Source organism: Limnohabitans sp. WS1, assembly GCF_003063265.1.
Taxonomy (GTDB): domain Bacteria; phylum Pseudomonadota; class Gammaproteobacteria; order Burkholderiales; family Burkholderiaceae_C; genus Limnohabitans_A.
Genome location: NZ_NERU01000003.1, coordinates 44,130 through 65,275 on the forward strand (window position 1 = coordinate 44,130; position 21,146 = coordinate 65,275).

Genomic DNA, 21,146 nt, shown 5'->3' on the forward strand with positions numbered 1-21,146 from the left:
GTGGACACGCTGCGCACCGAATGTGCGCGGCATGACCCCCTCTGTTTGAAACCTGAGAGATTCACCTCGGATGAGGCTTGCTCCTGCGGTGGACCCCGGTGACGAACCGGGATCGCTCTTCAGAGTGTGTGGCCCCTCATCCGGAGATGGGGGCCAGCCTGCATCGGTCCTTTGGCCTGAGAGTTTCCGGGGCGGTTGCTCCTTCGGCGCTGTCTGCGGTTGACAGTCTCTCCCGATGCGGGATTTTTTTGGTTTGAAGCGGTGGTCTTCCTTCGTGTGTGGGTCAGGCGTAGTCGCCCACCGGGATGCAGCTGCAAAACAGGTTGCGGTCGCCGTAGACGTTGTCGACCCGGCCCACTTGCGGCCAGTATTTCACGCTGGCCGGCACGCGTTGGGCTTGCGCGGCAGCGATCTCTCGGCTGTAGGGGCGGGCCCATTCGCTGCCGAGCAGGCTGTCTGCGGTGTGCGGCGCGTGTTTCAGCGGGTTGTTGTCTTGTGGCCAGGCGCCGGTTTCGACTTGGCGGATCTCTTCGCGGATGGCGATCATCGCGTCGATGAAACGGTCAATCTCTTCGAGTGTTTCGCTTTCGGTGGGCTCGACCATCAGGGTGTTGGCCACAGGGAAGCTCAGCGTGGGCGCGTGAAAGCCATAGTCCATCAAACGTTTGGCCACATCCTCGGCCATCACGCCGCAGCTTTCCTTGAAGTGCCGCAGGTCCAGGATGCACTCGTGGGCCACATGGCCGTTGTCGCTGGCGTAGAGCGTGGGGTAGTGGGCGCTGAGGCGCTTGCTGATGTAGTTGGCCGCCAAAATGGCCGACTCGGTCGCGTGCTTCAGGCCCTCTGCGCCCATCATGCGGCAGTACATCCAGCTGATGGGCAGCACGGCGGCATTGCCCAGCGGCGCTGCGCTCACGGCACCCACACCGTTGACCGGCACGCCGCCTGTGGCGTGGCCCGGCAGATAAGGCACCAGGTCTTCCACCACGCACACGGGGCCGACGCCGGGGCCGCCACCGCCGTGCGGAATGCAGAAAGTCTTGTGCAGGTTCAGGTGGCTCACGTCACCGCCAAACTCGCCGGGGGCGGCCACACCCACCAGTGCGTTCATGTTCGCGCCGTCTACGTACACACGACCACCGTGTTGGTGCACCAGTTCGCAGAGCTGCTTGACCTGCGTCTCGAACACGCCGTGTGTGCTGGGGTAGGTGATCATCACGGCGGCCAAGTTGGCGCTGTGCTGCTCGCACTTGGCCTGCAGGTCGGCCATGTCCACGTTGCCGTTTTCATCGCACTTGGTGACGACGACTTGCATGCCGACCATTTGAGCACTGGCCGGGTTGGTGCCGTGCGCGCTGGACGGGATCAGGCAGATGTTGCGGTGGCCCTGGCCTTGGGCGCGGTGGTAGGCCTGAATGACCAGGAGGCCCGCGTATTCGCCTTGTGATCCGGCATTGGGCTGCAGGCTGATGCCTTTGTAGCCGGTGGCCTGGCACAGCCAGTCACGCAGCTGCTGGTCCAGCTGGGCGTAGCCCTTGAGTTGATCAGCCGGGGCAAATGGGTGCACATGGGCAAACTCGGGCCAGGTGATGGGAATCATCTCGCTGGTCGCGTTGAGCTTCATGGTGCAGCTGCCCAGCGGAATCATGCTGCGGTCCAGCGCCAGGTCTTTGTCGGACAGCTGGCGGATGTAGCGCAGCATGCCGGTCTCGGAGTGGTAGCGGTTGAACACAGGGTGCGTGAGGAAATCGCTGCTGCGGCGCAGCTCGGTTGGGATCAGCGGCTCGACGCCTTTTTCAAACGCATCGAAGCTGGGCAGAGATTGGCCCGGGTTGGCTGATTCGGCGGCGAACACTTGCCACAGGGCGTGGATGTCCTCGCGCGTGGTGGTCTCGTCCAGCGAGATCGACACGCTCTTGTCGCAAGCCTTGCGCAGGTTCATGCCCGCTTGCCGGGCCCGTTCGATGAGCGAGGCCGAGGATTCGCCGATGGCGATCCACACGGTGTCAAAGGCGGTTTCTTTGCGCAGCTTGAAGCCCAAGGTCTGCAGGCCTTGCGCAAAGATCGCGGTGTAAGTCGCCACGCGGCGCGCAATGCGCTTCAAGCCCTCGGGGCCGTGGTACACGGCGTACATGCTGGCGACCACGGCAGGCAGCACCTGCGCGGTGCAGATGTTGCTCGTGGCTTTTTCGCGGCGGATGTGTTGTTCGCGGGTTTGCAGGGCCAGGCGGTAGGCGGGTTTGCCATGCACGTCCACGCTCACGCCGACCAGTCGGCCTGGCAAGGAGCGTTTGTAGGCGTCGCGGCAGGCCATGAAGGCGGCATGAGGTCCGCCTGCGCCCATGGGCATGCCCAAGCGTTGCGTGGTGCCGACCACGATGTCGGCACCCATTTCGCCTGGGGCCTTGAGCAGCGTGAGGGCCAGCATGTCGGCGGCCACGATCAGGGCGGCGGATTGCGCATGGCTTTGGGCTGCGTAGCCACTGAGGTCTTCCACCAGCCCGGTGCTGCAGGGGTACTGCACCAGTGCGGCAAAGTGCTCAGCGTTCAGCGCAGCGGTGAAGGCGTCGGCGCTTTGCGGCACCAGTACCTCAATGCCCAGCGGTTGGGCACGCGTCTGAATCACCTCAATGGTCTGCGGATGGCAGGCGCGAGACACCACAAACACCCGGCTCTTGCTTTTGACGGTGCGCATGGCCAGCGTCATGGCCTCGGCGGCGGCCGTGGCCTCGTCGAGCATGGAGGCGTTGGCGATGTCCATGGCCGTCAAGTCGGTCACCATGGTCTGGAAGTTGACCAACGCTTCCATGCGGCCTTGTGAAATCTCGGCCTGGTAGGGCGTGTAAGCGGTGTACCAAGCGGGGTTTTCCAGAATGTTGCGCAGGATCACGCCGGGGGTGTGTGTGCCGTAATAGCCTTGGCCGATGAAACTCTTGAGCAACTGGTTTTGCTGCGCCATGCTTTTGAGTTCGGCCAGCGCCGCTGCCTCGGTCACTGGGGCGGGCAAGTCCATGGCCTGGGCACGGGCGATGCTGCGCGGCACGATGGACTCGATCAGGGCGCGGCGCGAAGCCTCGCCGATCACGCTGAGCATGTGCTGCTCGTCTGCACCGCTGATGCCAATGTGGCGGGCAATGAATTCGGACGGGTTTTCGAGTTCGGCCAAGGGTTTAAGGGTGGACATCAGCATGTGTGGCTCCGGTTAAAACATTCGGCAAGTGGCACGGTGTGCCATTTGCCCAAGGTTCTGGATATTTACGCGTTCTGTTGGGGTTCTTTGGGGTGAGTGCGTTGTGGTTTTGTCATGCCTGACTTGATCGAGCACGCATGTCGTCAAATGGGTGCTGTGGTGCTCTTGAGGAGATGTACCCCGGATCGAGTCCGGGGTGACAAAACACAAAAACTGCTCACTTAGTCTTCAGTGAACAGGTCACTCAGCCAGCAGAAAACTGCTTGTAAGCCGTCTCGTCCAGCAGGGCATCGGTTTGCGCCGGGTTGCTTAACTTGACCTTGAAGAACCAGCCTTTGCCCAGCGGGTCGGTGTTGGCGAGTGATGGGTCGCCGCGCAGCTCTTCGTTCACCTCGGTGACTTCGCCGTCCACGGGCATGTAAACGTCGGCGGCGGCCTTGACCGACTCGACCACGCCAGCCACTTCTTTGGCCGCAAAAGACTTGCCCACTTCGGGCAGGTCTACAAACACCACATCACCCAGCGCATCTTGCGCGTGGTGGGTGATGCCGACGACGGCGGTGTCACCGTCAATTTGCAACCATTCGTGGTCTTCGGTGTACTTGATCATGAGGGGGCTCCTGGTGTGTGTTTGGAAATTAAATCGGGGTCAGATCCCAATTGTTTGGCTTGGACGGGTGTGTGGATTTAATTGGGATCTGACCCCGATTAACGATTCAATGAGCCTTTAGCCGCGGAAATAGCGGTTGGGCACGAAGGGCAGGGCGCTGACTTCCATGGGCACGGCTTTGCCGCGCACCATGGCGTTCAGGCGTGTGCCTGCTGGCGCATATTCTGCCTGCACATAGGCCAGCGCCACGGGCTGATCGGCTGTGGGGGCGAGCAGGCCGCTGGTGACTTCGCCCACTTTTTGACCGGCGTCGTTGTGCAGTTCAACATGCTCGCGCACCGGCACGCGCTCCAGGCCCACCAGGCCCACACGCAATCGCTGTGCCGGGGATGTTCCGTTGAGCTGTGAAAGGATCTTGTCGGCACCCGGAAAGCCGCCCGCCCGCGCGCCACCTGTGCGGCGCACCTTTTGCATGGCCCAGTTCAGGCCAGCTTCGACCAGGGTGGTGGTGGTGTCGATGTCGTTGCCATACAGGCACAGCCCGGCTTCCAGGCGCAGCGAGTTGCGGGCACCCAGGCCAATCGGCTTGACCTCGGGCTGGGCCAGCAGGCGGCGGGCAAAGGCCTCGGCGGCGTGGGCGGGCAAGGAGATTTCAAAACCGTCTTCGCCGGTGTAGCCGCTGCGCGTCACGAACAGGTCTGCGCCGTCCACTTCAAAGGCAGCGCCGGTCATGAACACCAGTTTTTCCACACCGGGCAACAGGCGTTGCAAGGCGGTCACCGCTTGCGGGCCTTGCAGTGCCAGCAAGGCGCGGTCAAATTGCGGCGTGATGGTGCAGCGGTTGCCAATGCGCTCTTGGATATGGGCCAAATCCCCGTGTTTGCAGGCACCGTTGACGATCACAAAAATGTCGCCACCGTTGGCCACATCGCGGTTCACGAACATCAGGTCGTCGATGATGCCGCCAGCGTCATTGAGCAACAGGCCGTAGCGCTGTTTGTTCACGCCCAGGCCCATCACATCCACGGGCATCAGGCTCTCGAAGGCGGCTGCGGCATCCGGCCCACTCAGGCACAACTGGCCCATGTGCGAGACGTCGAACAGGCCAGCGGCAGAGCGGGTGTGGTGGTGCTCAGCCACCAAGCCTGCCGGGTATTGCACTGGCATGCTGTAACCCGCAAAAGGCACCATGCGGGCGCCCAACTCGGTGTGCAGTGCGTTCAAAGGGGTAGTGAGCAGGTCGGCAGCAGCGGTCACAAAAAACTCCAAGGGCAATGAAAAACCACAGCACATGCTGTGGCGCTTGCCCTCGCTGTCCGCTTTACCTGAGAGATTCGCCGGTAACCTTCAGCCCAAAAGCCAAACGTTCTGCGGGTTGCTCCTTCGGTGGATGCCGTGGCCCGATGGCCCGGCACCTCTCTCCAGTGAGGTAACGCCTTGATGAAAGGCGTTTTGTCAGTCCTTTTGCCTGAGCGTTCAGCAGTTTTTCAAACCGCCTGCGCCTTCGGCGGCCTGACTTGTTTCACAAGGGAAGACAAGTCAGGCACTCTCCTGACAGGGGTGGATTCTAGCTTTATTTGTTGTAAATCCAGTCTCGCAAGGTCAAGGATATCTCGGGCACGTAGCTGATCAGCAGCAAACAGCCCAAGATGACCCCGATGAAGGGGATCAGGTCTTTGATGATCCGGTCCAGCGAAATCCTAGCCACCGTACACGCGGCAAACAGGTTCACGCCAAAGGGCGGGGTGATCATGCCCAGGGCCAGGTTGACGATCATCACCATGCCAAAGTGGATCGGGTCGATGCCAAAGTGCATCGCCACTGGCACCAGGATCGGGGCCAACACGATGATGGCCGCGCTGGTCTCGATGAACATGCCGATGATGAACAAGGCCGCATTGATGCCCAGCAAGAAATACATGGGCGACTGCAGCATCTCTTGCAGCCAGGCACCAATGGCGGCAGGCACGCCGGCCCGGGTGATCATGAATGCAAACAAGCCGGCGTTGGCGATGATGAACATGATCACCGCGCTTGAAATGACCGACTTGCGCAGGATGTTGTACATGTCCTTGAAGCCGATTTCGCGGTAGATCACGGTGCCCACAATGAAGGAGTAAAGCACCGCCACGGCCGCTGCTTCGGTGGGTGTGAAGACGCCGCCATAAATGCCGCCGAGCACAATCACCGGCATGAGCAAAGCCCAGCTGGCTTGCCAAGTGGCCTTGCCAAAGCTCAAGCGACCGTCTCCATCATTTTTGCCCCAACCCATGTACTTGGAGTAAAGCCAGACGAACAGCATCAGGGCACCGCCAATGAGCAGGCCAGGGCCGACACCCGCGACAAACAATTCACCAATCGAAACTTCGGCAGAGACGCCAAACAAGATCATGGGAATGGACGGGGGGATGATCACGCCCAGCTCGGCCGAGGTGGCTTGCAAGGCGGTAGCCCAAGGCCTGGGGTAACCGTGTTTGATCAGGGCCGGAATCAAGATGGCACCGACGGCGAAGGTGGTGGCCACCGAGGAGCCCGAGACGGCTGCAAAAATCATGCAAGTCAGCACGCAAGTCATGGGCAAGCCCCCCTGGACACCACCCACAATGCTCTTGGCAAATTCGACCAAGCGGCGAGAAATGCCGCCGGTCTCCATCAGGTTGCCCGCCAAAATAAAGAAGGGAATGGCCGCCAGGGGAAACTTGTTGATCGAGTTGAACATTTCCTTGACGGAAATGAGCATGTTGGCGTTGGCGATTTGGATGCCAACTATCGCCGACAAACCAATCGAAACTGCCACCGATACCGTCAGTGCAAAGCACAGCAGCATCGTGAAAAGCATGGCTGAACTCATTGTGCGCTCTCCAATTCCATACGCTGGGGATCCAGCCAAAAACCAATGATGCCAATGATGCTGAACACAGCGCCCACGGGCAAAGCCAAATAAGCCCAGAACATCGAGACACCTTCCAAGCCAATCATGGACTGCACACTGCCCCGGTTGGCGTAGTCCCAGCCCCACCACAAAATGATGCCGCACAGCACCAGGGCCGAGATGGCCACCACGGCATCCAAAACTCGCCGCATTCGATGGCCGCTCAGGCGGTACAGCAAATCCACGCTGACCATGGAGCCGGTGCGAAAAGCGGTGGGAATGCCTAGAAAAACCATCCAGATCAGGCTGAATCGGATCAACACCTCGGTCCACTCCGCCGGAGACTCGAGTATGAAACGGGTCACAATTTGGTGAATGGCAAAAGCCGAGGCCAATGCCATCATCGCGCAGGCGACCATCATCGAAAGGGCGGTGGTCCGCTCCTCAAAGCGTAAAAATAATTGTTTCATGGGGCGTTTCTCGGCCAAATTGAAAAACGCCCGCCAGCCAAAGCTGGTCGGGCGTCCAAAACAAGCTCAGATCACTTGAAGTTGCGAATGCGGTCCAGGTTGGCCTTGCCGAACTGCTTTTCAAACTCGGCCATGGCGGGGCCCATGGTGGCCAAGAACTTGGACTTGTCCACGTTCTCGATGATGGTCATGCCTTTTTTGCGCAACTCGGCCACGCCATTGGCATCGTCCTTGTCCACACGGGCGCGGTTGACCTTGACGGCCTCTTTGGCCGAGTCCAAGAAGATTTGCTTGTCGGCAGCGCTGAGCTTGTCAAACGAGCCCTTGTTCATCAAGATCACCACGGGTGAGTAAACGTGGCCGGTCAGTGTCAGGTGCTTTTGCACTTGGTCAAAGTTGGCCGCCATGATCACTGACAGTGGGTTTTCTTGACCGTCCACAGTGCCTTGTTGCAAAGCGGTGAACACTTCAGGGAAAGCCATGGGGGTGGTCACAATGCCCAAGCTCTTGTAAGCGGCCACGTGCACTGGGTTTTCCATGGTGCGCATTTTCAGGCCCTTCAGGTCGCCCGGCTCGTTCACCGCACGCTTGCTGTTGGTCATGTGGCGCACGCCGTTTTCACCCCAGGCTAAAGCCTTGAAGCCTTTGGCGTCGAACTTGGTCAGCAGTTCTTGGCCAATGGGGCCATCCAGCACAGCGCGTGCGTGTGCTTTGTCACGGAACAAAAAGGGCACGTCCAGGATGCGCGACTCGGGCACAAAGTTGGGCACGGGGCCGGTGGATGTGGTGGCCAGTTCTTGGGTACCCAGCTGCACGGATTCGATGGACTCGCGCTCACCGCCCAAAGAGCCAGAGTAGAAGTTCTGGATCTTGATGCGACCGTTGGTGCGCTTTTCAACTTCTTTGGCCAAGGTGTCGATGGCTTCGCCCTGGTGGGAGTTCTGGCCGACAGAGATGCTGTTGCGCATGGTGATTTGCGCAGAGGCGGTGGTCAGGATACCCATGGCCAAACTCAGGCCCAACATCAGTTTGCTCAATTTCATTCGAAAGCTCCTCGTGGATCGATGGACAACAACAAGCTGCGAATCAACTTGTCATACAAGTTGATTATGGTGTGATCATTGGCCGTTTGGCCTAGGGTTTTCGCGGGGTTGCTGTTGCATTGGCGACGCAGCGGGGTCGAGTCGAAAAAAAGAGGCCCTGCAGGGCCTCTTGAATTGAATGCGCAGGAATTACATGCCTGTGTAGTTGGGGCCGCCGCCGCCTTCGGGCGTGACCCAGACGATGTTTTGCGTGGGGTCCTTGATGTCGCAGGTTTTGCAGTGCACGCAGTTTTGCGCGTTGATCTGCAGGCGGTCGGAGTTGTCTTCGTTTTTCACGAACTCATAAACGCCAGCAGGGCAGTAGCGACTCTCTGGGCCAGCGTATTTGGCCAGGTTGATGCTGACAGGCACCGAGGCATCCTTGAGCGTCAGGTGGGCGGGCTGGTTTTCTTCGTGGTTGGTGTTGCTGATGAACACGCTGCTCAAGCGGTCGAAGGTGAGCTTGCCATCGGGCTTGGGGTAGTCGATCTTGGGGCAATCGGCCGCAGGCTTCAGATAGGTGTGGTCGGCCTTGTCGCGCCGCAGTGTCCAGGGAATGTGGCCGCGCAGCACGAACTGCTCAAAGCCATTCATGAGGGTGGCGACTGTCAGGCCCTTCTTGAACCAAGTCTTGAAGTTGCGCGACTTGTTCAGCTCGGTGTAGAGCCAGCTCGCTTCAAATGCTTCGGGGTAGGCGCTCAGCTCGTCGTGCTGGCGACCGGCCACGATGGCGTCGTAAGCGGCTTCGGCGGCCAGCATGCCGGTCTTGATGGCGGCGTGGCTGCCTTTGATGCGGCTCACGTTGAGGTAACCGGCATCACAACCGACCAGCGCACCGCCTGGGAACACGGTCTTGGGCAGACTCATCAGACCGCCAGCGGTGATGGCGCGTGCGCCGTAACCTATGCGCTTGGCGTTGACTTCGCCTTGGTCGTTGGTGAAGTACCACTTGATGTTGTTGTGGGTTTTCCAGCGCTGGAATTCTTCAAAGGGGCTGAGCCAGGGGTTGGCGTAGTCCAGACCCACCACGTAGCCGATGGCGATTTTGTTGTCTTCCATGTGGTACATGAACGCGCCGCCGTAGGTGTCGTTGTTCATGGGCCAGCCAGCGGTGTGCATGACAAAACCGGGGGTGTGGCGTGAGGGGTCGATTTCCCAGACTTCCTTGATGCCGATGCCGTAGGTTTGTGGATCACGGCCTTCGTCGAGCTTGTATTTGGCGATCAGCTGCTTGCCCAGATGGCCGCGCGCGCCTTCGGCAAAAACGGTGTATTTGGCGTGCAGCTCCATGCCCAGCTGGAAGTTTTCGGTGGGTTCGCCATCTTTGCCGATGCCCATATTGCCGGTGGCCACGCCTTTGACAGAGCCGTCGTCGTTGTAGAGCACTTCGGCGGCGGTGAAGCCAGGAAATATTTCCACGCCCAGGTTTTCGGCCTGCTGGCCCAGCCAGCGGGTGAAGTTGGACAGGCTGATGATGTAGTTGCCGTGGTTTTGTGCGCACTCGGGCAAGAAAATGCCGGGGGTGCGGGTCGCGCCGGTCTCGCTCAAGAAGCTCCAAGCGTCGTCGGTCACGGGCTGGTTGAGCGGTGCACCCAGCTCTTTCCAGTTGGGCAAGAGTTCGCTCAGGGCCTTGGGGTCCATGATGGCACCCGACAAGATGTGCGCACCGGGCTCGCCGCCTTTTTCCAGGACCACGACCGACACGTCCTGACCTTTTTCAGCGGCCAGTTGTTTCAGGCGAATGGCTGTGGACAGGCCTCCGGGGCCGCCGCCGACCACGACCACGTCGTATTCCATGGATTCGCGGGGACCATAAGTGCTCAGGATTTCTTCGGGGCTCATGAACGTCTCTTCTTGAGAAAGGGGTCAAAACAAATGTCCAAACACAGGGGTGTCGGGCGTGTGACTCATTTTATGCGGCTCTGCCCGGCTTGCCCCGCACAATGGCGTCAACCGTTTTTGCCCGCAGGGGTTCATTCTTGAAGGAGTTGTCATGGCTTATGAAATCGATTTGTCCGGCCGCGTGGCCCTGGTCACGGGCGCTTCGGGTGGTTTGGGGGCGCAATTTGCCAAAACCTTGGCTGCAGCAGGTGCCGGCGTGGTGTTGGCCAGCCGCCGCATGGACAAACTCAAAGACCTGCGGGCCGAGATCGAAGCCGCTGGCGGCGACGCGCATGTGGTCGAGATGGACGTGACCGACCGCTACAGCATCGCAGCCGCCGTGGCGCATGCCGAAACCGAAATGGGCAGCATCGACATTTTGGTGAACAACTCGGGCGTGAGCACCACCCAGCGCATCCAGGATGTGACCGAAGAAGACTACGACTTCATCATGAACACCAATGTGCGCGGCGCGTTTTTTGTGGCGCAAGAGGTGGGCAAGCGCATGCTGGCCCGCGCCAAGGGCGCAGCGCCTGGCAGCTTCACGGGCGGGCGCATCATCAACATCGCCTCGATGGCGGGGCTGAAGGTTTTGCCGCAAATTGGTGTGTACTGCATGAGCAAGGCCGCCGTGATTCAGATGACCAAGGCTTTTGCGGTGGAGTGGGGCAAATTTGGCATCAACGTGAACGCGATTTGCCCGGGCTACATCGACACCGAAATCAACCACCACCACTGGCAGACCGAGCAGGGCCAAAAGCTCATCAGCATGTTGCCGCGCAAACGCGTGGGCCAGCCGCAAGATTTGGACGCTTTGCTGATGTTGTTGGCCAGCGACCAGAGCCACTTCATCAACGGCGCGGTGGTGTCGGCCGACGACGGTTTCGCGGTGTGAGGGCCAAGCCATGAAGCTGGAGCTGCCTGAGCACAAAAAGCAAGTGTTTGAGTTGGTCATCCCCATCCGATGGGGTGACATGGACGCCATGGGCCACGTCAACAACACGGTGTATTTCCGCTACATGGAGACGCTGCGCATCGACTGGTTTGAGGCCATTGGTTGCCAGGTCAACCCGCAAGGCCAGGGGCCGGTCATCGTGAACGCGTTTTGCAACTTCTACAAACAGTTCGAGTTTCCGGGCGACATCCTGGCCAAGATGTTTGTCAGTGACCCCGGTCGCACCACGTTTGAAAGCTGGTGCACGCTGGAGCGAACCGATCAGCCTGGCGTGATCTTTGCCGCAGGCGGGGCCACAACGATTTGGGTGGATTTTCCGAATCAAAAAGCCGTGACTTTGCCCGACTGGGTGCGGGCTTTGGTCAGCGACTGAGCGTGGTTGCTGTTTTGTGGGAGCGCACCCCCGTGCGCGAATGCCTTAAGCCGCAGCCTGGGTCGCTGAACCCACCGCACGCCATTGGTCGGCATGGTTTTCCAGCCAATCTTTCGACAAGGTGTCGCTGCCCACTTGCATGGGGTGAAAGTCTTTGCGGGTGTATTCCCAAACGGGTTTGGCCACTCGCCAGACCATGCCGTGACGGCCAAACAAGAACTTGCTGGCCGACCACCAAGTGGAGGGCTTGAAGAGCGTCTTGTCGTGCCACAGGTTGTTGACCGTCTGGCGAAACACGTCGGTGCTGAATTGCACCGTGACGTACCAAAACCAGCGCATGCGCCAAGCGTGGTTGCCGCCCAGGCGTTGGTACAGGTCAAAGGCCACGCATTTGTGCTCGGATTCTTCGGCCGCGTGCCAACGCCACAAGGTTTTCAGGGGCTCTTGCGCCCCGGCGAACCAGTCGCCGGGCTGGTCCATGCGCTCGAGAGTCAGGTCGCCAAAAATCGAGGTGTAGTGCTCAAAAGCGGCCGTGATGGCCAATTCGTGCAAATAGCCCTTGTCGCTTTTGCTGAAAAACTCTTCACGGCCTTTTTTCAGACGGCGCTCTGCGCGGGGGCCCCAATGGTTGACCAAGCCTTGCTTTTCAAGGTGGGCGTTGTAGAGGGCGTGCAGGTGGCGGTGGGTGGCTTCTTGCCCAATAAAACCTTTCGCGACACTTTTCAGGTCAGCGTTTTCTGGCGTGTCGGGCAAGGCTTTGGCACCGTTCTTGACCGCGTCGATGAAGGATTGTTCGCCCACCGGAAAGCTCATGGACAAGGCGTTGGCATAAGCCGTCATGAAGGCGTCGCCACCGTTCCAGTGGCGAGAAAACCCTTGGCTCAGGTCCACGCTCAAGCGACGAACGGTCAATTCAGTGGGGGAGTTTGCGTGTGTGCTCATGGGAGTGCCTTGCGTGATCGATCAGAATATGAGCATTGTTCAGGTTTTGCAAAGACCTTGCAACTCGCGATCTGCTCACATTTTTTGAAGGGCTTTTTCATGGCTTCAGCCAAACCCGCCAAAGCGACCCCGTCTGCCAAAGCCCCGTCCAGCCTGCGTCGCCAGCCATCGCAGGCCAGATCGCAGCAAACCATGCAAACCTTGTTCAAAGCCGCTGCTCAGATTTTGGACAAGGACGGTGAGGGCGGTTTGACCACGAACAAAGTGGCCGCCGCCGCCGGATTTTCGATTGGCACGCTGTACCAATACTTCCCCAGCAAAGAGGCCTTGATGCGGGCCATGGCCGCAAGGGGGCAAGATTTGGTGCTGCAAGCGCTTGAGCGCTATTTGAGTGAACTGGAAAACCAGCACGATGTGCAGCAAGTTGATGGCCGTGAACTTCTGGGCAAAGCCATCCGCATTTTGATTCGCGGTTTTGCCACCGGGGAGGGCCTCAGTCAGAGCCTGATTCGGACGTGCTGGACGTTGGAGCAGCCTGAGGAGACCGCCAGCGCCGTCAGGCAGGTGTCGGAGCGCTTGGCCATTTTTTTCGAGCGCATCCAGCATCCCGCCTTGCATTCACCGAGCTCGGCGCAATGGTTTGTGCTGACCCGTTCGGTGATTGGCACCTTGCGCAGTGCCAGCCTGGAAAAATCACCCCTGTTGGGCAGCCCGGCATTTGAGGCTGCTTTGCTGCAAATGGCTTGGGCCGTGCTGGCCCGGGACACCAGCCGATCTGTTTGAACCGGGCCTTGCGCTGGCCGCGCATCAATCACCTTGCACGATGCCTTCACGTCGGGGGTCGGCCCCACCAAACCACCCTTTGGGGGTGCGTTCAATGGCTTGCAAGCCGCTGGTCATCTCCATTTCGCGCACCTCGTGGCCACGCGCCTTGAGGGCTTCGATGGTGCTGCGCTCAAAGCGTTGGGCTTCCAGCAAAGTGGGGCCGCCCAGCGAGCCGAAGTTGGGCAGGTCAATCGCTTGCTGCGCGTTCAGGCCCCAGTGCAGCGTGCCCGTGAGCAGCTTGGCGGTGTAGTGGATGATGGCCGCGCCCCCGGGGCTGCCGCCGCTCATGAGCAGTTGGCCTGTGGCCTTGTCGAACACCAGGGTGGGCGACATGGACGAGCGAGGGCGTTTGCCGGGCTCGACCCGGTTGGCGATGGGGCGGCCCTGCGCGTCGGCAGGGACCAGGCTGAAATCGGTCAACTCGTTGTTGAGCAAAAAGCCACCAGGGCGAGTGGGGTCGGTGGTGACCATGCGGCGCGAGCCAAAAGCGGCTTCGATGGTGGTGGTCATGGCCACGGCGCGGCCTTGGGCATCGACCACGCTGATGTGGCTGGTGCCGTACTCGGTTTGTGTGGGCATGGGGGCGAAGCTGGTGGTTTGGCCTCCGGGCTGGCCTGCGGGGGCCGCTTTCATGGCCTGTGCACCGATGAGCTGACTGCGTTTTTGCAGATAGTCGGGGGCCAGCATGCTGCGCCAGTCACCAGCGGGTGCGCTCACAAAATCCGGGTCGGCCACGTACTGCGCCCGGTCGGCAAAAGCCAGGCGCGAGGCTTCGGTGTAGCGGTGCAGCCAGTCGGGCGAGGGCAGGCCGCCTGCCAGCTCGGGGCCTTGGGATTGGGTGTGGCCCAGCATGCCCAAAATTTGGCCGATGGCGATCTGGCCTGAAGACGGTGGCGGAAAGCCGCAAATGCGGTAAGCCCGCGATGCGGCCGTGTGGTCAAAACACAGGGCCTCGCGCATGCGGGGCTGGTAGCTGGCCAGGTCTTGCAGGCTCAGGGTGCCGGGGCGCGGCGCTTGCGCCGTGCGTGCCACCATGGCTGCAGCCACAGGCCCTTCGTGCAGGGCGCGGCTGCCCGCTTGGGCGATACCGCGCAGCACATGGGCGTATTCGGGGTTGCGCAGCACATGTCCCACGGGCCAGGCCTGGCCATCGGCTTGGTAGAAAAAGCGCAGCGCCAGCGGGTCTGTTTTGAGCAGCGCGTCGGCTTGCAGCAAGGCGTGCAAGCGGGGGCTGACCCGAAAGCCTTGCTCGGCCAGCGTGATGGCCGGCTGCAGCAGCTGCGCCCAAGGCAGGCGGCCGTGTTGGCGGTGCGCCACCTCCAGCATGCGCACCGCGCCGGGCACGCCCACCGAATGGCCGCTTTGCACGGCATCGGCGAACGGGAGCGGCTTGCCTTGGTCCATGAACATGTCTGCGCGGGCACCAGCGGGTGCGGTTTCGCGCCCGTCGTGCGCGGTGACTTTTTGGCCATCAAAGTGCAGCAAAAACGCGCCGCCGCCAATGCCGCTCGACTGCGGCTCCACCAAGCCCAGCACCATCTGCACCGCAATGGCCGCATCGAGTGCGGAGCCGCCTGCGCGAAGGACTTGGTGCCCCGCATCGGTGGCCAGCGGGTTGGCTGCAGCCACCGCTTGGCGCGTGTAGGCCCAGCCGGGTTTGGCCGTGTTGCCACTGGCCGCTTCGGGTTGAGCGGGTTGAGCGGGTTGATCGGGCACGCTGTAGCGCAGGGCATTGGCGGGTGGCTGTGTGGTGCAGGCGCTCAACAACGCCAGCAGGATCAGGCTCAAAGGCAGGTGTGTGTTCATGGTGTTTCTCTTTTGTGGACGGTTGCATGCATCGGCTCAATCGTGGCCGTGACAGTGGGGCGTGGGAATGGAGTCCCTGTCCAGTTCAAGGTTTCAACAAGGGTTGATTTTGCAATGCCGCCTTCAGTTGCGGCAACAGCCGTTGGGCCTCGTGCTCGCCCGATTGCCTGGCCATCCGGAAAAAAGCAGGTGTAGGCCGGGTGGCAAAACCCATGTCCGGGTGGATCACAAAATCGGCGTGTTGCAGTTCCGGGTCAATGCGCGCACGTCTGCGGGCTTCGCGCTCCAGGCGGGCGGCCGTTGTGCCCTCTGGGGCACTGCCCGGGCGGGCTGTCACGTCGACGGCGATCACAAAGCGGGCCCCGGCTTGGCGGGCCGCGCGAACGGCCACGGGCAAGGATTCGTCACCGTCTTCGTATTCCACGCCATGAATGCCCACGGGCGAAAAGACGCGGTGGACAGCGCTGGAGGCGCGCACCGCCACCCCCACATTGCCCGTGTTGAAAAACACCGGTTGTTTGTCGTGCAGGCGAGTGGCCACGGCGATGAAAGGACGTGGCATGTCTTCGATGTTGCTGTCGTTCAGACCCTTGTTCACGTAGTCCTGCAAGCGCTGCCCGTGAATCCAGCCCCGGTCGGCGAACACGGAAAAATCAAACACCGTGAGCGGGCCGCCTGTTTGAGACAAGTCATCCAAAGCTTGAGCCGAGTAGCCATGGGCCCAAAAAGACCCCAGCAAAGCACCTACGCTGGAGCCGACCACCAGGTCCACACGGATGCCCGCGTCTTCGAGCACCCGCATCACGCCGATGTGGGCATAACCGCGAGGGCCGCCGCTGCCGAGCACCAGCGCCACACGCGGCGCGGGCGTGATGGCGGGCACCGCGCTCAGGGCCACGGGGCTGTTGAGTTGTGCGTGGTTGAACTGGGCGCAGGCCGTGGCGGATACGGCTGCGATGAGCAGGGTGGCCAGGGTCCAGCGGCGGTGTGGTTCAGTCTTCATGGCTGTCCTGGGGGCTGACTTGGGGTGCAGGGTCTTGGGCGGGGCCGTGCGTCAAGGCGGTATGGACCATGCCCATTAAAAATGGCTGTGCCAATGCGGGGACCTCGGGGGAGAGCACCAAGTGGGGTGCAGGGTCTTGGGCGGGGCCGTGCGTCAAGGCGGTATGGACCATGCCCATTAAAAATGGCTGTGCCAATGCGGGGACCTCGGGGGAGAGCACCAAGTGTTGCATGACGTTGGCTTGCATGATGCTGGCCAGGCCGTGCAAGCTTGACCAAATGAACAGTGCTTGAAGCTCGGCTTGCGCCAACAGGGCGGGCGTGTCGCTAGTTTCGTTATGCGCTGTGCGCAGTTGCTGGAGCAGGTGGTGGCGTAACAACCCAAAGGCATGCACAGCATGCCGCACCAACTCTGGGTGGCTGGCGGGTTCTGGCCAAGGTGTGCCAAACATGAGGCGGTATTCCAGGGGTTTTTGGGCTGCGTACTGCATGTAGGCCTCGCCCATGCCGCGCAGTGCATCGCAGTCATGGTGCTTGGCACCTTGGTCTAGGCAATCTGCGAAATCCTCAAAACAACGCTGCATGATGGCGGCCAGCAAGTGGTTTCGACTGGGGTAATGGCGATAGGGCGCTTGGTGCGACACACCCAGTTTTCGCGCCACATCGCGCAGGCTCAGGCCTTCCAAGCCTTGCTCGGCAATCACCTCTCTGGCCGCTTGGATGCAGGCTTCTTTCAGGTCCAGTTCGTGAATGGTTTTGACCATATTGCCTTTGAATGGGGGTGCATGTTGACAGTGTCAACAGTTTAAGCGACACTTGTAGACAGTGTCAACTTTTGGGGCCATCATGTCATTATTAGAAGCAGTGCAGGGCTTGGCCGATTCGGCCTTGGGTTGGGCCGGACTGAGCGCGGCGCAAAAAACCTTGTGCGTTTATGGTTTGCTGATGGCTGTCTTGCTGCTGCCGACCTACGCGCTGTCGTGGATCGATCTGCGTACCTTGCGCGATGTGGGCATCTGGGCCAAGCCCATGAAATTCATGGCGGGTACGGCGCTGTTTGCCTTGACCACCGTCTGGTTGACTTTGCTGGTGCCTGGCAAGGTGGGTCAAAGCCAAAGCTTTCAGTGGATCGCGGCATTGATCATCGTCACCTCTTTGTTTGAGGTGGTCTACATCACTTACCAAGCGGCGCGGGGAGAGGGCTCGCACTACAACACGACTGACCCTGTGCGCGCCATGATGTTTGGCCTGATGGCGCTGGCAGCGGTGGGCTTGGTGGCATCACAAGCTTGGCTGGCGTGGGTGATCTGGAAGGCGTTGGGGACAGCTGTGCTCACGCCCACCAGTTGGGCTGTGATCTTGGGCTTGGCCTTGACTTTTGTGCTGTCCACTGTGAGTGGCTTCATGTTGGGTGCTAAACAGCCCCCTGCTGGGGTGGGCTGGCCGGTGGTGGGATGGCACACCTGGCAAGACCTGCGGCCTGCGCATTTTTTGGCGGTTCATGCGCAGCAATTCATCCCGCTGGCGGGCCTGTTGGCCGAACGTGTGGCTGGTCAGGCCGCTGTGCCCGGTGTGATTGCTTTCACGTTCAGTTATCTGGCCGCATGGGTGGCGCTGAGTGTGATGGGCATGTCGTCGGGCTGAGCCCCATGGCCAATGGCCATTCACCGGCCCATTTGCGGGCCGATGGGTCACATCACTTCGGAGCCAAGCGAATCGCGCCATCCAGACGGATCACTTCGCCGTTGAGCATGTCGTTTTCGATGATGTGTTTGGCCAGTTTGGCATAGTCCTGCGGGGTGCCCAAGCGGCTGGGGAAGGGCACGCCGGCGGCCAGGGCGTCTTGCACTTCTTGTGGCATGCCAAACAGCATGGGGGTGCCGAAGATGCCGGGGGCAATCGTCATGTTGCGTATGCCGTTGCGGGCCAGGTCACGGGCAATGGGCAGTGTCATGCCGACCACGCCGCCTTTGGAGGCTGCGTATGCGGCCTGGCCAATCTGGCCATCATAGGCCGCCACGCTGGCGGTGCTGATCAGCACGCCGCGCTCGCCTGTGGCTTCGGGCTCGTTTTTGCACATGGCTTCAGACGCCAGGCGGATCATGTTGAAGGTGCCGACCAGGTTGACCATGATGGTCTTGGTGTAGACGGCCAGGCTGTGTGCGCCGTTTTTGCCCACGGTTTTTTCGGCCGGGGCGATGCCTGCGCAATTGATGAGGCCAGAGAGGCGGCCCATGGACACGGCCTGGGCCACCACGGCTTGGCCGTCGGCCTCATTGCTCACATCGCACTTGACGAAAGCGCCGCCCAGCTCTTTGGCAATCGCTTCGCCTTTTTCAGTCTGCATGTCGGCGATCACCACCTTGCCGCCGTTGGCCGCCAGCATGCGTGCCGTGCCTTCGCCCAGGCCTGATGCGCCGCCGGTGACGATGAAAACCTTGCCTTGAATGTCCATGTTTCGCTCCTGAATTTGATTGACGTTACGTCAACGTCAATTATGCCCTTTGGTCACGGGCGAGCGAAGGGCAGCCCGTCATAAAAAGAGGCCTAGCAAATCGGCCATCCCTGTGCCCCATCGAGTGCACTTACCGCAAACACGGTAGGTCCGTACCGGTTTGGTCGGATGTGCAAACAGCGCCAGTTTTTCTAGCATGGACAAGGTCACGGGTGCATGACCCGGTTGGCATCATGACAGGAGAACCGCATGGCTTCAGAACTCTCGTGGGACAGGAATGAAACGGTTTTGGAGCGCACCGACGACAACTGGCGTCAGGCGTGTGCCTTGTTGGCCACGGCCGATATCCGGGTCGGGGGCGGCCGGCCTTGGGACATGCGGGTGCATCACCCGGCCACGTTTGACCGCATCCTGACGCGGGGCAGTCTGGGCTTGGGGGAAAGTTATATGGACGGCTGGTGGGACTGCGACGAGGTGGACGAGTTGATCACCCGGATTTTGCGGGCGCGGCTGGACGAGCAGGTGGGTCGGGCCGGGTGGCTGTGGGCATCGCTCAAGGCGCGGCTGACCAATTTGCAGTCGCCACACCGGGCTTGGCAGGTGGGGGAGGTGCATTACGACTTGGGCAACGATTTGTACGAGGCCATGCTGGACCCTTCCATGGCCTACAGCTGCGGCTATTGGCCGGTGGCCCAAACCCTGGCTCAGGCGCAAGAAGCCAAGTTGGACCTGATTTGCCAAAAGCTGCAGCTGCGACCGGGCATGTCGCTGCTGGACATCGGTTGCGGCTGGGGCAGTTTGATGCTGTTTGCGGCCCGGCATTACCGGGTGCAGTGCGTGGGGCTGACGGTGTCCAAAGCGCAAGCCCGGCTGGGCGCAGAAAAGTCGCGGGATTTGCCCATCCGTTTTGAGTTGGCCGATTACCGGCAGTTCAACCTGCAGGGTGAGCAGCGCTTTGACCGCATCGCCTCGGTGGGCATGTTCGAGCATGTGGGGCACAAAAACTACCGCGCTTACTTTGACATGGCCCGACGTTGCTTGCGTGACGATGGCTTGTTTTTGCTGCACACCATCGGCAAAAACAGGGCAGGGTCGGGAATTGACCCCTGGGTTGAAAAATACATTTTTCCCAATGGGGCGTTGCCCTCTGCCTCTGAAATCGCGTTCTACAGCGAAGATGATTTCGTCATGGAAGATTGGCACAACTTGGGCGAGGACTACGACAAGACCCTGATGGCCTGGCATGAGCGCTTTGAGGCGGCATGGCCCGCGCTGAAAGACCGCTATGGGGAGCGCTTTTACCGCATGTGGCGCTATTACCTGCTGTGCTGTGCGGGCACGTTCAGGGCGCGTGACAACCAGCTGTGGCAGGTGGTGCTGTCGCCCAGCGGCCACGCGGGGGGCTACCGTAGGCCACTGGTGTGAGGGGATGGCGGCGCAGTCACTGACGAAAATCCAATCAGCCGCACAAAGCCGTGTTTCAATGCGCTGTTTCCATTTTTCGCTTGATGCGCAGCCCCCCATGTCCAGCCCTTCGTCTGCTCCGTCGTCCTTTTCCGTGCCCGAGGTTTGGCCTTTGTCGGCCCGGTGGTTTCTGGCCCTGGGGGCGATCAGTGCCTGCACCAGCGTGGTGTTCAGCGCCGCCTTTGCGCATTTGCCGGTGTTTGCCGCAGGCGTGCCCACGGCGGTGCAAACCGCTTTGAGCCAGCAGCAATTTCATTCTCTGGGTTTGTTGTTCACGGGGCTGGCGCTGCGGGTATACGGGGGGTCGCGTTGGCTGCAGGCGGCGGGTTGGCTCATGCTGGTCGGTTTGCTTTTGTTCAGTTTCAACCTTTATGCCCGGCATGTGTGGGCTTGGGACGCTTTGCGGTCCATGGTGCCTTGGGGTGGCGCGGCATGGATATTCGCTTGGCTGGCTTTGGCCCTGGGTTTGGTGCAGGGGTTTGGAAGAGTAAATCGACGGGCTTGAGTTGAAAGCTTTTTCCTATGAGGTCGATAGAAACTACTCATGAGTAGAAACCCTAGGTTGTTTTATGATTGCGACCAATGAGTTTTCTCATTCGATAGTTTTTATTAACCACCCCAAGGAAATGTCCATGTCCTCTTTGATCAATACCCAAGTCCAGCCTTTCAAGACCCAGGCTTTCCACAACGGCAAGTTCGTGCAAGTGTCCAACGAAACCCTCAAGGGCGAGTGGTCCGTGCTGATTTTCATGCCCGCAGCCTTCACCTTCAACTGCCCCACCGAAATCGAAGACGCGGCCGACAACTACGCCGAGTTTCAGAAAGCCGGTGCGGAGGTTTACATCGTGACCACCGACACCCACTTCTCTCACAAGGTCTGGCACGAGACTTCGCCTGCCGTGGGCAAGGCCAAGTTCCCCTTGGTTGGCGACCCTACACACACCCTGACACGCGCATTTGGCGTGCACATTGAAGAAGAAGGCTTGGCACTGCGCGGCACCTTCATCATCAACCCCGAAGGCATGATCAAGACCGCTGAAGTGCATTCCAACGAGATCGCACGCGACGTGTCCGAGACCCTGCGCAAGCTCAAAGCCGCTCAGTACACCGCCGCCAACCCCGGCCAAGTGTGCCCCGCCAAGTGGAAAGAAGGCGCCAAGACTTTGGCTCCTTCCATCGACCTGGTCGGCAAGATCTAAATCTCGGGTGCCCTGCTGGT

Annotated in this window: 18 protein-coding genes, 1 pseudogene and 4 riboswitches; of the genes and pseudogenes, 7 read left to right on the plus strand and 12 right to left on the minus strand. The window is 60.5% G+C overall.

From position 1 onward, the window contains the following. Positions 1-31 precede the first annotated feature (31 nt). A riboswitch (glycine riboswitch) is annotated at positions 32-133 on the minus strand. Positions 134-154: 21 nt separating this feature from the next. Further along, a riboswitch (glycine riboswitch) is annotated at positions 155-245 on the minus strand. Between the two features lie 38 nt (positions 246-283). From gcvP to B9Z48_RS05830, 7 genes are all read right to left on the minus strand, one after another. Further along, the gene (gcvP, locus tag B9Z48_RS05800; protein ID WP_108377473.1) at positions 284-3,190 is read right to left on the minus strand and encodes an aminomethyl-transferring glycine dehydrogenase; all 2,907 of its coding nucleotides are present in this window, start codon (positions 3,188-3,190) and stop codon (positions 284-286) included. Positions 3,191-3,434: 244 nt separating this feature from the next. Further along, entirely contained in the window at positions 3,435-3,800 is a 366-nt protein-coding gene (gene gcvH / locus B9Z48_RS05805; protein WP_089961700.1) for a glycine cleavage system protein GcvH, read from the minus strand. 117 nt (positions 3,801-3,917) lie between these two features. Next, complete coding sequence (gcvT, locus tag B9Z48_RS05810; RefSeq protein ID WP_108377634.1) at positions 3,918-5,057, minus strand: glycine cleavage system aminomethyltransferase GcvT; 1,140 nt, start codon at positions 5,055-5,057, stop codon at positions 3,918-3,920. Positions 5,058-5,102: 45 nt separating this feature from the next. Then, positions 5,103-5,235: riboswitch (glycine riboswitch) on the minus strand. An 11-nt stretch (positions 5,236-5,246) separates the two neighbouring features. After that, positions 5,247-5,364, minus strand: a riboswitch (glycine riboswitch). A 9-nt stretch (positions 5,365-5,373) separates the two neighbouring features. After that, positions 5,374-6,651, minus strand: a complete 1,278-nt coding sequence (locus tag B9Z48_RS05815; RefSeq protein WP_108377474.1) for a TRAP transporter large permease — start codon at positions 6,649-6,651, stop codon at positions 5,374-5,376. After that, entirely contained in the window at positions 6,648-7,142 is a 495-nt protein-coding gene (locus B9Z48_RS05820; RefSeq protein ID WP_108377475.1) for a TRAP transporter small permease, read from the minus strand. Before B9Z48_RS05820 ends, B9Z48_RS05815 begins: the two co-directional genes overlap by 4 nt. A 71-nt stretch (positions 7,143-7,213) precedes the next feature. Beyond that, on the minus strand, positions 7,214-8,185 hold the full coding sequence (locus B9Z48_RS05825; RefSeq protein ID WP_108377476.1) for a TRAP transporter substrate-binding protein: 972 nt from the start codon (positions 8,183-8,185) through the stop codon (positions 7,214-7,216). 189 nt (positions 8,186-8,374) lie between these two features. Further along, positions 8,375-10,066: an electron transfer flavoprotein-ubiquinone oxidoreductase gene (locus B9Z48_RS05830; protein WP_108377477.1), complete on the minus strand. Its 1,692-nt coding sequence runs from the start codon at positions 10,064-10,066 to the stop codon at positions 8,375-8,377. Positions 10,067-10,217: 151 nt separating this feature from the next. Between B9Z48_RS05830 and B9Z48_RS05835 the strand changes: the two genes are divergently transcribed. Next, a complete protein-coding gene (locus B9Z48_RS05835) occupies positions 10,218-11,000 on the plus strand; it encodes an SDR family oxidoreductase (protein WP_108377478.1) in 783 nt (260 codons plus the stop codon). A 10-nt stretch (positions 11,001-11,010) separates the two neighbouring features. Beyond that, positions 11,011-11,433, plus strand: coding sequence for a thioesterase family protein (locus B9Z48_RS05840; RefSeq protein WP_089961676.1), 423 nt, complete (start codon positions 11,011-11,013; stop codon positions 11,431-11,433). A gap of 45 nt (positions 11,434-11,478) precedes the next feature. Here the strand turns inward: B9Z48_RS05840 and B9Z48_RS05845 are convergent, their stop codons facing one another. Beyond that, positions 11,479-12,375 carry a metal-dependent hydrolase gene (locus B9Z48_RS05845; protein WP_089961671.1) on the minus strand — a complete coding sequence of 299 codons (897 nt, stop codon included), beginning with the start codon at positions 12,373-12,375 and terminating at the stop codon, positions 11,479-11,481. 99 nt (positions 12,376-12,474) lie between these two features. Between B9Z48_RS05845 and B9Z48_RS05850 the strand changes: the two genes are divergently transcribed. Further along, a complete protein-coding gene (locus B9Z48_RS05850) occupies positions 12,475-13,158 on the plus strand; it encodes a TetR/AcrR family transcriptional regulator (RefSeq protein WP_233261029.1) in 684 nt (227 codons plus the stop codon). Positions 13,159-13,182: 24 nt separating this feature from the next. Here the strand turns inward: B9Z48_RS05850 and B9Z48_RS05855 are convergent. The 3 genes and pseudogenes from B9Z48_RS05855 to B9Z48_RS05865 all read right to left on the minus strand — a co-directional run bounded on the left by B9Z48_RS05855 (position 13,183) and on the right by B9Z48_RS05865 (position 16,772). Continuing rightward, positions 13,183-15,034: pseudogene (locus B9Z48_RS05855) on the minus strand (gamma-glutamyltransferase family protein). A 57-nt stretch (positions 15,035-15,091) separates the two neighbouring features. Next, the gene (locus B9Z48_RS05860; RefSeq protein WP_108377481.1) at positions 15,092-16,009 is read right to left on the minus strand and encodes a patatin-like phospholipase family protein; all 918 of its coding nucleotides are present in this window, start codon (positions 16,007-16,009) and stop codon (positions 15,092-15,094) included. Further along, positions 15,999-16,772: a TetR/AcrR family transcriptional regulator gene (locus tag B9Z48_RS05865; protein ID WP_108377482.1), complete on the minus strand. Its 774-nt coding sequence runs from the start codon at positions 16,770-16,772 to the stop codon at positions 15,999-16,001. The genes B9Z48_RS05860 and B9Z48_RS05865 overlap by 11 nt, the downstream gene beginning before the upstream one ends. 82 nt (positions 16,773-16,854) lie before the next feature. On the opposite strand from B9Z48_RS05865, the gene B9Z48_RS05870 reads away from it, so the two are divergent. Next, positions 16,855-17,652: a hypothetical protein gene (locus B9Z48_RS05870; RefSeq protein WP_146186241.1), complete on the plus strand. Its 798-nt coding sequence runs from the start codon at positions 16,855-16,857 to the stop codon at positions 17,650-17,652. Positions 17,653-17,704: 52 nt separating this feature from the next. Here B9Z48_RS05870 and B9Z48_RS05875 read toward each other — a convergent pair whose 3' ends face one another. After that, the gene (locus tag B9Z48_RS05875) at positions 17,705-18,463 is read right to left on the minus strand and encodes a 3-hydroxyacyl-CoA dehydrogenase (RefSeq protein ID WP_108377484.1); all 759 of its coding nucleotides are present in this window, start codon (positions 18,461-18,463) and stop codon (positions 17,705-17,707) included. 249 nt (positions 18,464-18,712) lie between these two features. Between B9Z48_RS05875 and cfa the strand changes: the two genes are divergently transcribed. The 3 genes from cfa (at position 18,713) to ahpC (ending at position 21,126) form a co-directional block, all read left to right on the plus strand. Next, complete coding sequence (cfa, locus tag B9Z48_RS05880) at positions 18,713-19,888, plus strand: cyclopropane fatty acyl phospholipid synthase (RefSeq protein WP_108377485.1); 1,176 nt, start codon at positions 18,713-18,715, stop codon at positions 19,886-19,888. A 97-nt stretch (positions 19,889-19,985) separates the two neighbouring features. Then, positions 19,986-20,432 (plus strand): DUF423 domain-containing protein, encoded by a 447-nt coding sequence (locus tag B9Z48_RS05885; RefSeq protein WP_158273218.1) that lies wholly within the window; start codon positions 19,986-19,988, stop codon positions 20,430-20,432. 127 nt (positions 20,433-20,559) lie between these two features. Next, positions 20,560-21,126, plus strand: coding sequence for an alkyl hydroperoxide reductase subunit C (gene ahpC / locus B9Z48_RS05890; RefSeq protein ID WP_089961842.1), 567 nt, complete (start codon positions 20,560-20,562; stop codon positions 21,124-21,126). Positions 21,127-21,146 lie beyond the last annotated feature (20 nt).

What these genes read in the sequence shown, in the direction of transcription:
- B9Z48_RS05845 (WP_089961671.1), bottom strand. Translation starts at nt 12,375, where the DNA reads ATGAGCACACACGCAAACTCCCCCACTGAATTGACCGTTCGTCGCTTG.
- B9Z48_RS05865 (WP_108377482.1), bottom strand. Translation starts at nt 16,772, where the DNA reads ATGGTCAAAACCATTCACGAACTGGACCTGAAAGAAGCCTGCATCCAA.
- B9Z48_RS05815 (WP_108377474.1), bottom strand. Translation starts at nt 6,651, where the DNA reads ATGAGTTCAGCCATGCTTTTCACGATGCTGCTGTGCTTTGCACTGACG.
- B9Z48_RS05840 (WP_089961676.1), top strand. Translation starts at nt 11,011, where the DNA reads ATGAAGCTGGAGCTGCCTGAGCACAAAAAGCAAGTGTTTGAGTTGGTC.
- B9Z48_RS05820 (WP_108377475.1), bottom strand. Translation starts at nt 7,142, where the DNA reads ATGAAACAATTATTTTTACGCTTTGAGGAGCGGACCACCGCCCTTTCG.
- B9Z48_RS05875 (WP_108377484.1), bottom strand. Translation starts at nt 18,463, where the DNA reads ATGGACATTCAAGGCAAGGTTTTCATCGTCACCGGCGGCGCATCAGGC.
- ahpC (WP_089961842.1), top strand. Translation starts at nt 20,560, where the DNA reads ATGTCCTCTTTGATCAATACCCAAGTCCAGCCTTTCAAGACCCAGGCT.
- B9Z48_RS05825 (WP_108377476.1), bottom strand. Translation starts at nt 8,185, where the DNA reads ATGAAATTGAGCAAACTGATGTTGGGCCTGAGTTTGGCCATGGGTATC.
- B9Z48_RS05835 (WP_108377478.1), top strand. Translation starts at nt 10,218, where the DNA reads ATGGCTTATGAAATCGATTTGTCCGGCCGCGTGGCCCTGGTCACGGGC.
- gcvH (WP_089961700.1), bottom strand. Translation starts at nt 3,800, where the DNA reads ATGATCAAGTACACCGAAGACCACGAATGGTTGCAAATTGACGGTGAC.
- gcvP (WP_108377473.1), bottom strand. Translation starts at nt 3,190, where the DNA reads ATGCTGATGTCCACCCTTAAACCCTTGGCCGAACTCGAAAACCCGTCC.
- B9Z48_RS05860 (WP_108377481.1), bottom strand. Translation starts at nt 16,009, where the DNA reads ATGAAGACTGAACCACACCGCCGCTGGACCCTGGCCACCCTGCTCATC.
- B9Z48_RS05830 (WP_108377477.1), bottom strand. Translation starts at nt 10,066, where the DNA reads ATGAGCCCCGAAGAAATCCTGAGCACTTATGGTCCCCGCGAATCCATG.
- B9Z48_RS05870 (WP_146186241.1), top strand. Translation starts at nt 16,855, where the DNA reads ATGTCATTATTAGAAGCAGTGCAGGGCTTGGCCGATTCGGCCTTGGGT.
- B9Z48_RS05850 (WP_233261029.1), top strand. Translation starts at nt 12,475, where the DNA reads ATGGCTTCAGCCAAACCCGCCAAAGCGACCCCGTCTGCCAAAGCCCCG.
- cfa (WP_108377485.1), top strand. Translation starts at nt 18,713, where the DNA reads ATGGCTTCAGAACTCTCGTGGGACAGGAATGAAACGGTTTTGGAGCGC.
- B9Z48_RS05885 (WP_158273218.1), top strand. Translation starts at nt 19,986, where the DNA reads ATGTCCAGCCCTTCGTCTGCTCCGTCGTCCTTTTCCGTGCCCGAGGTT.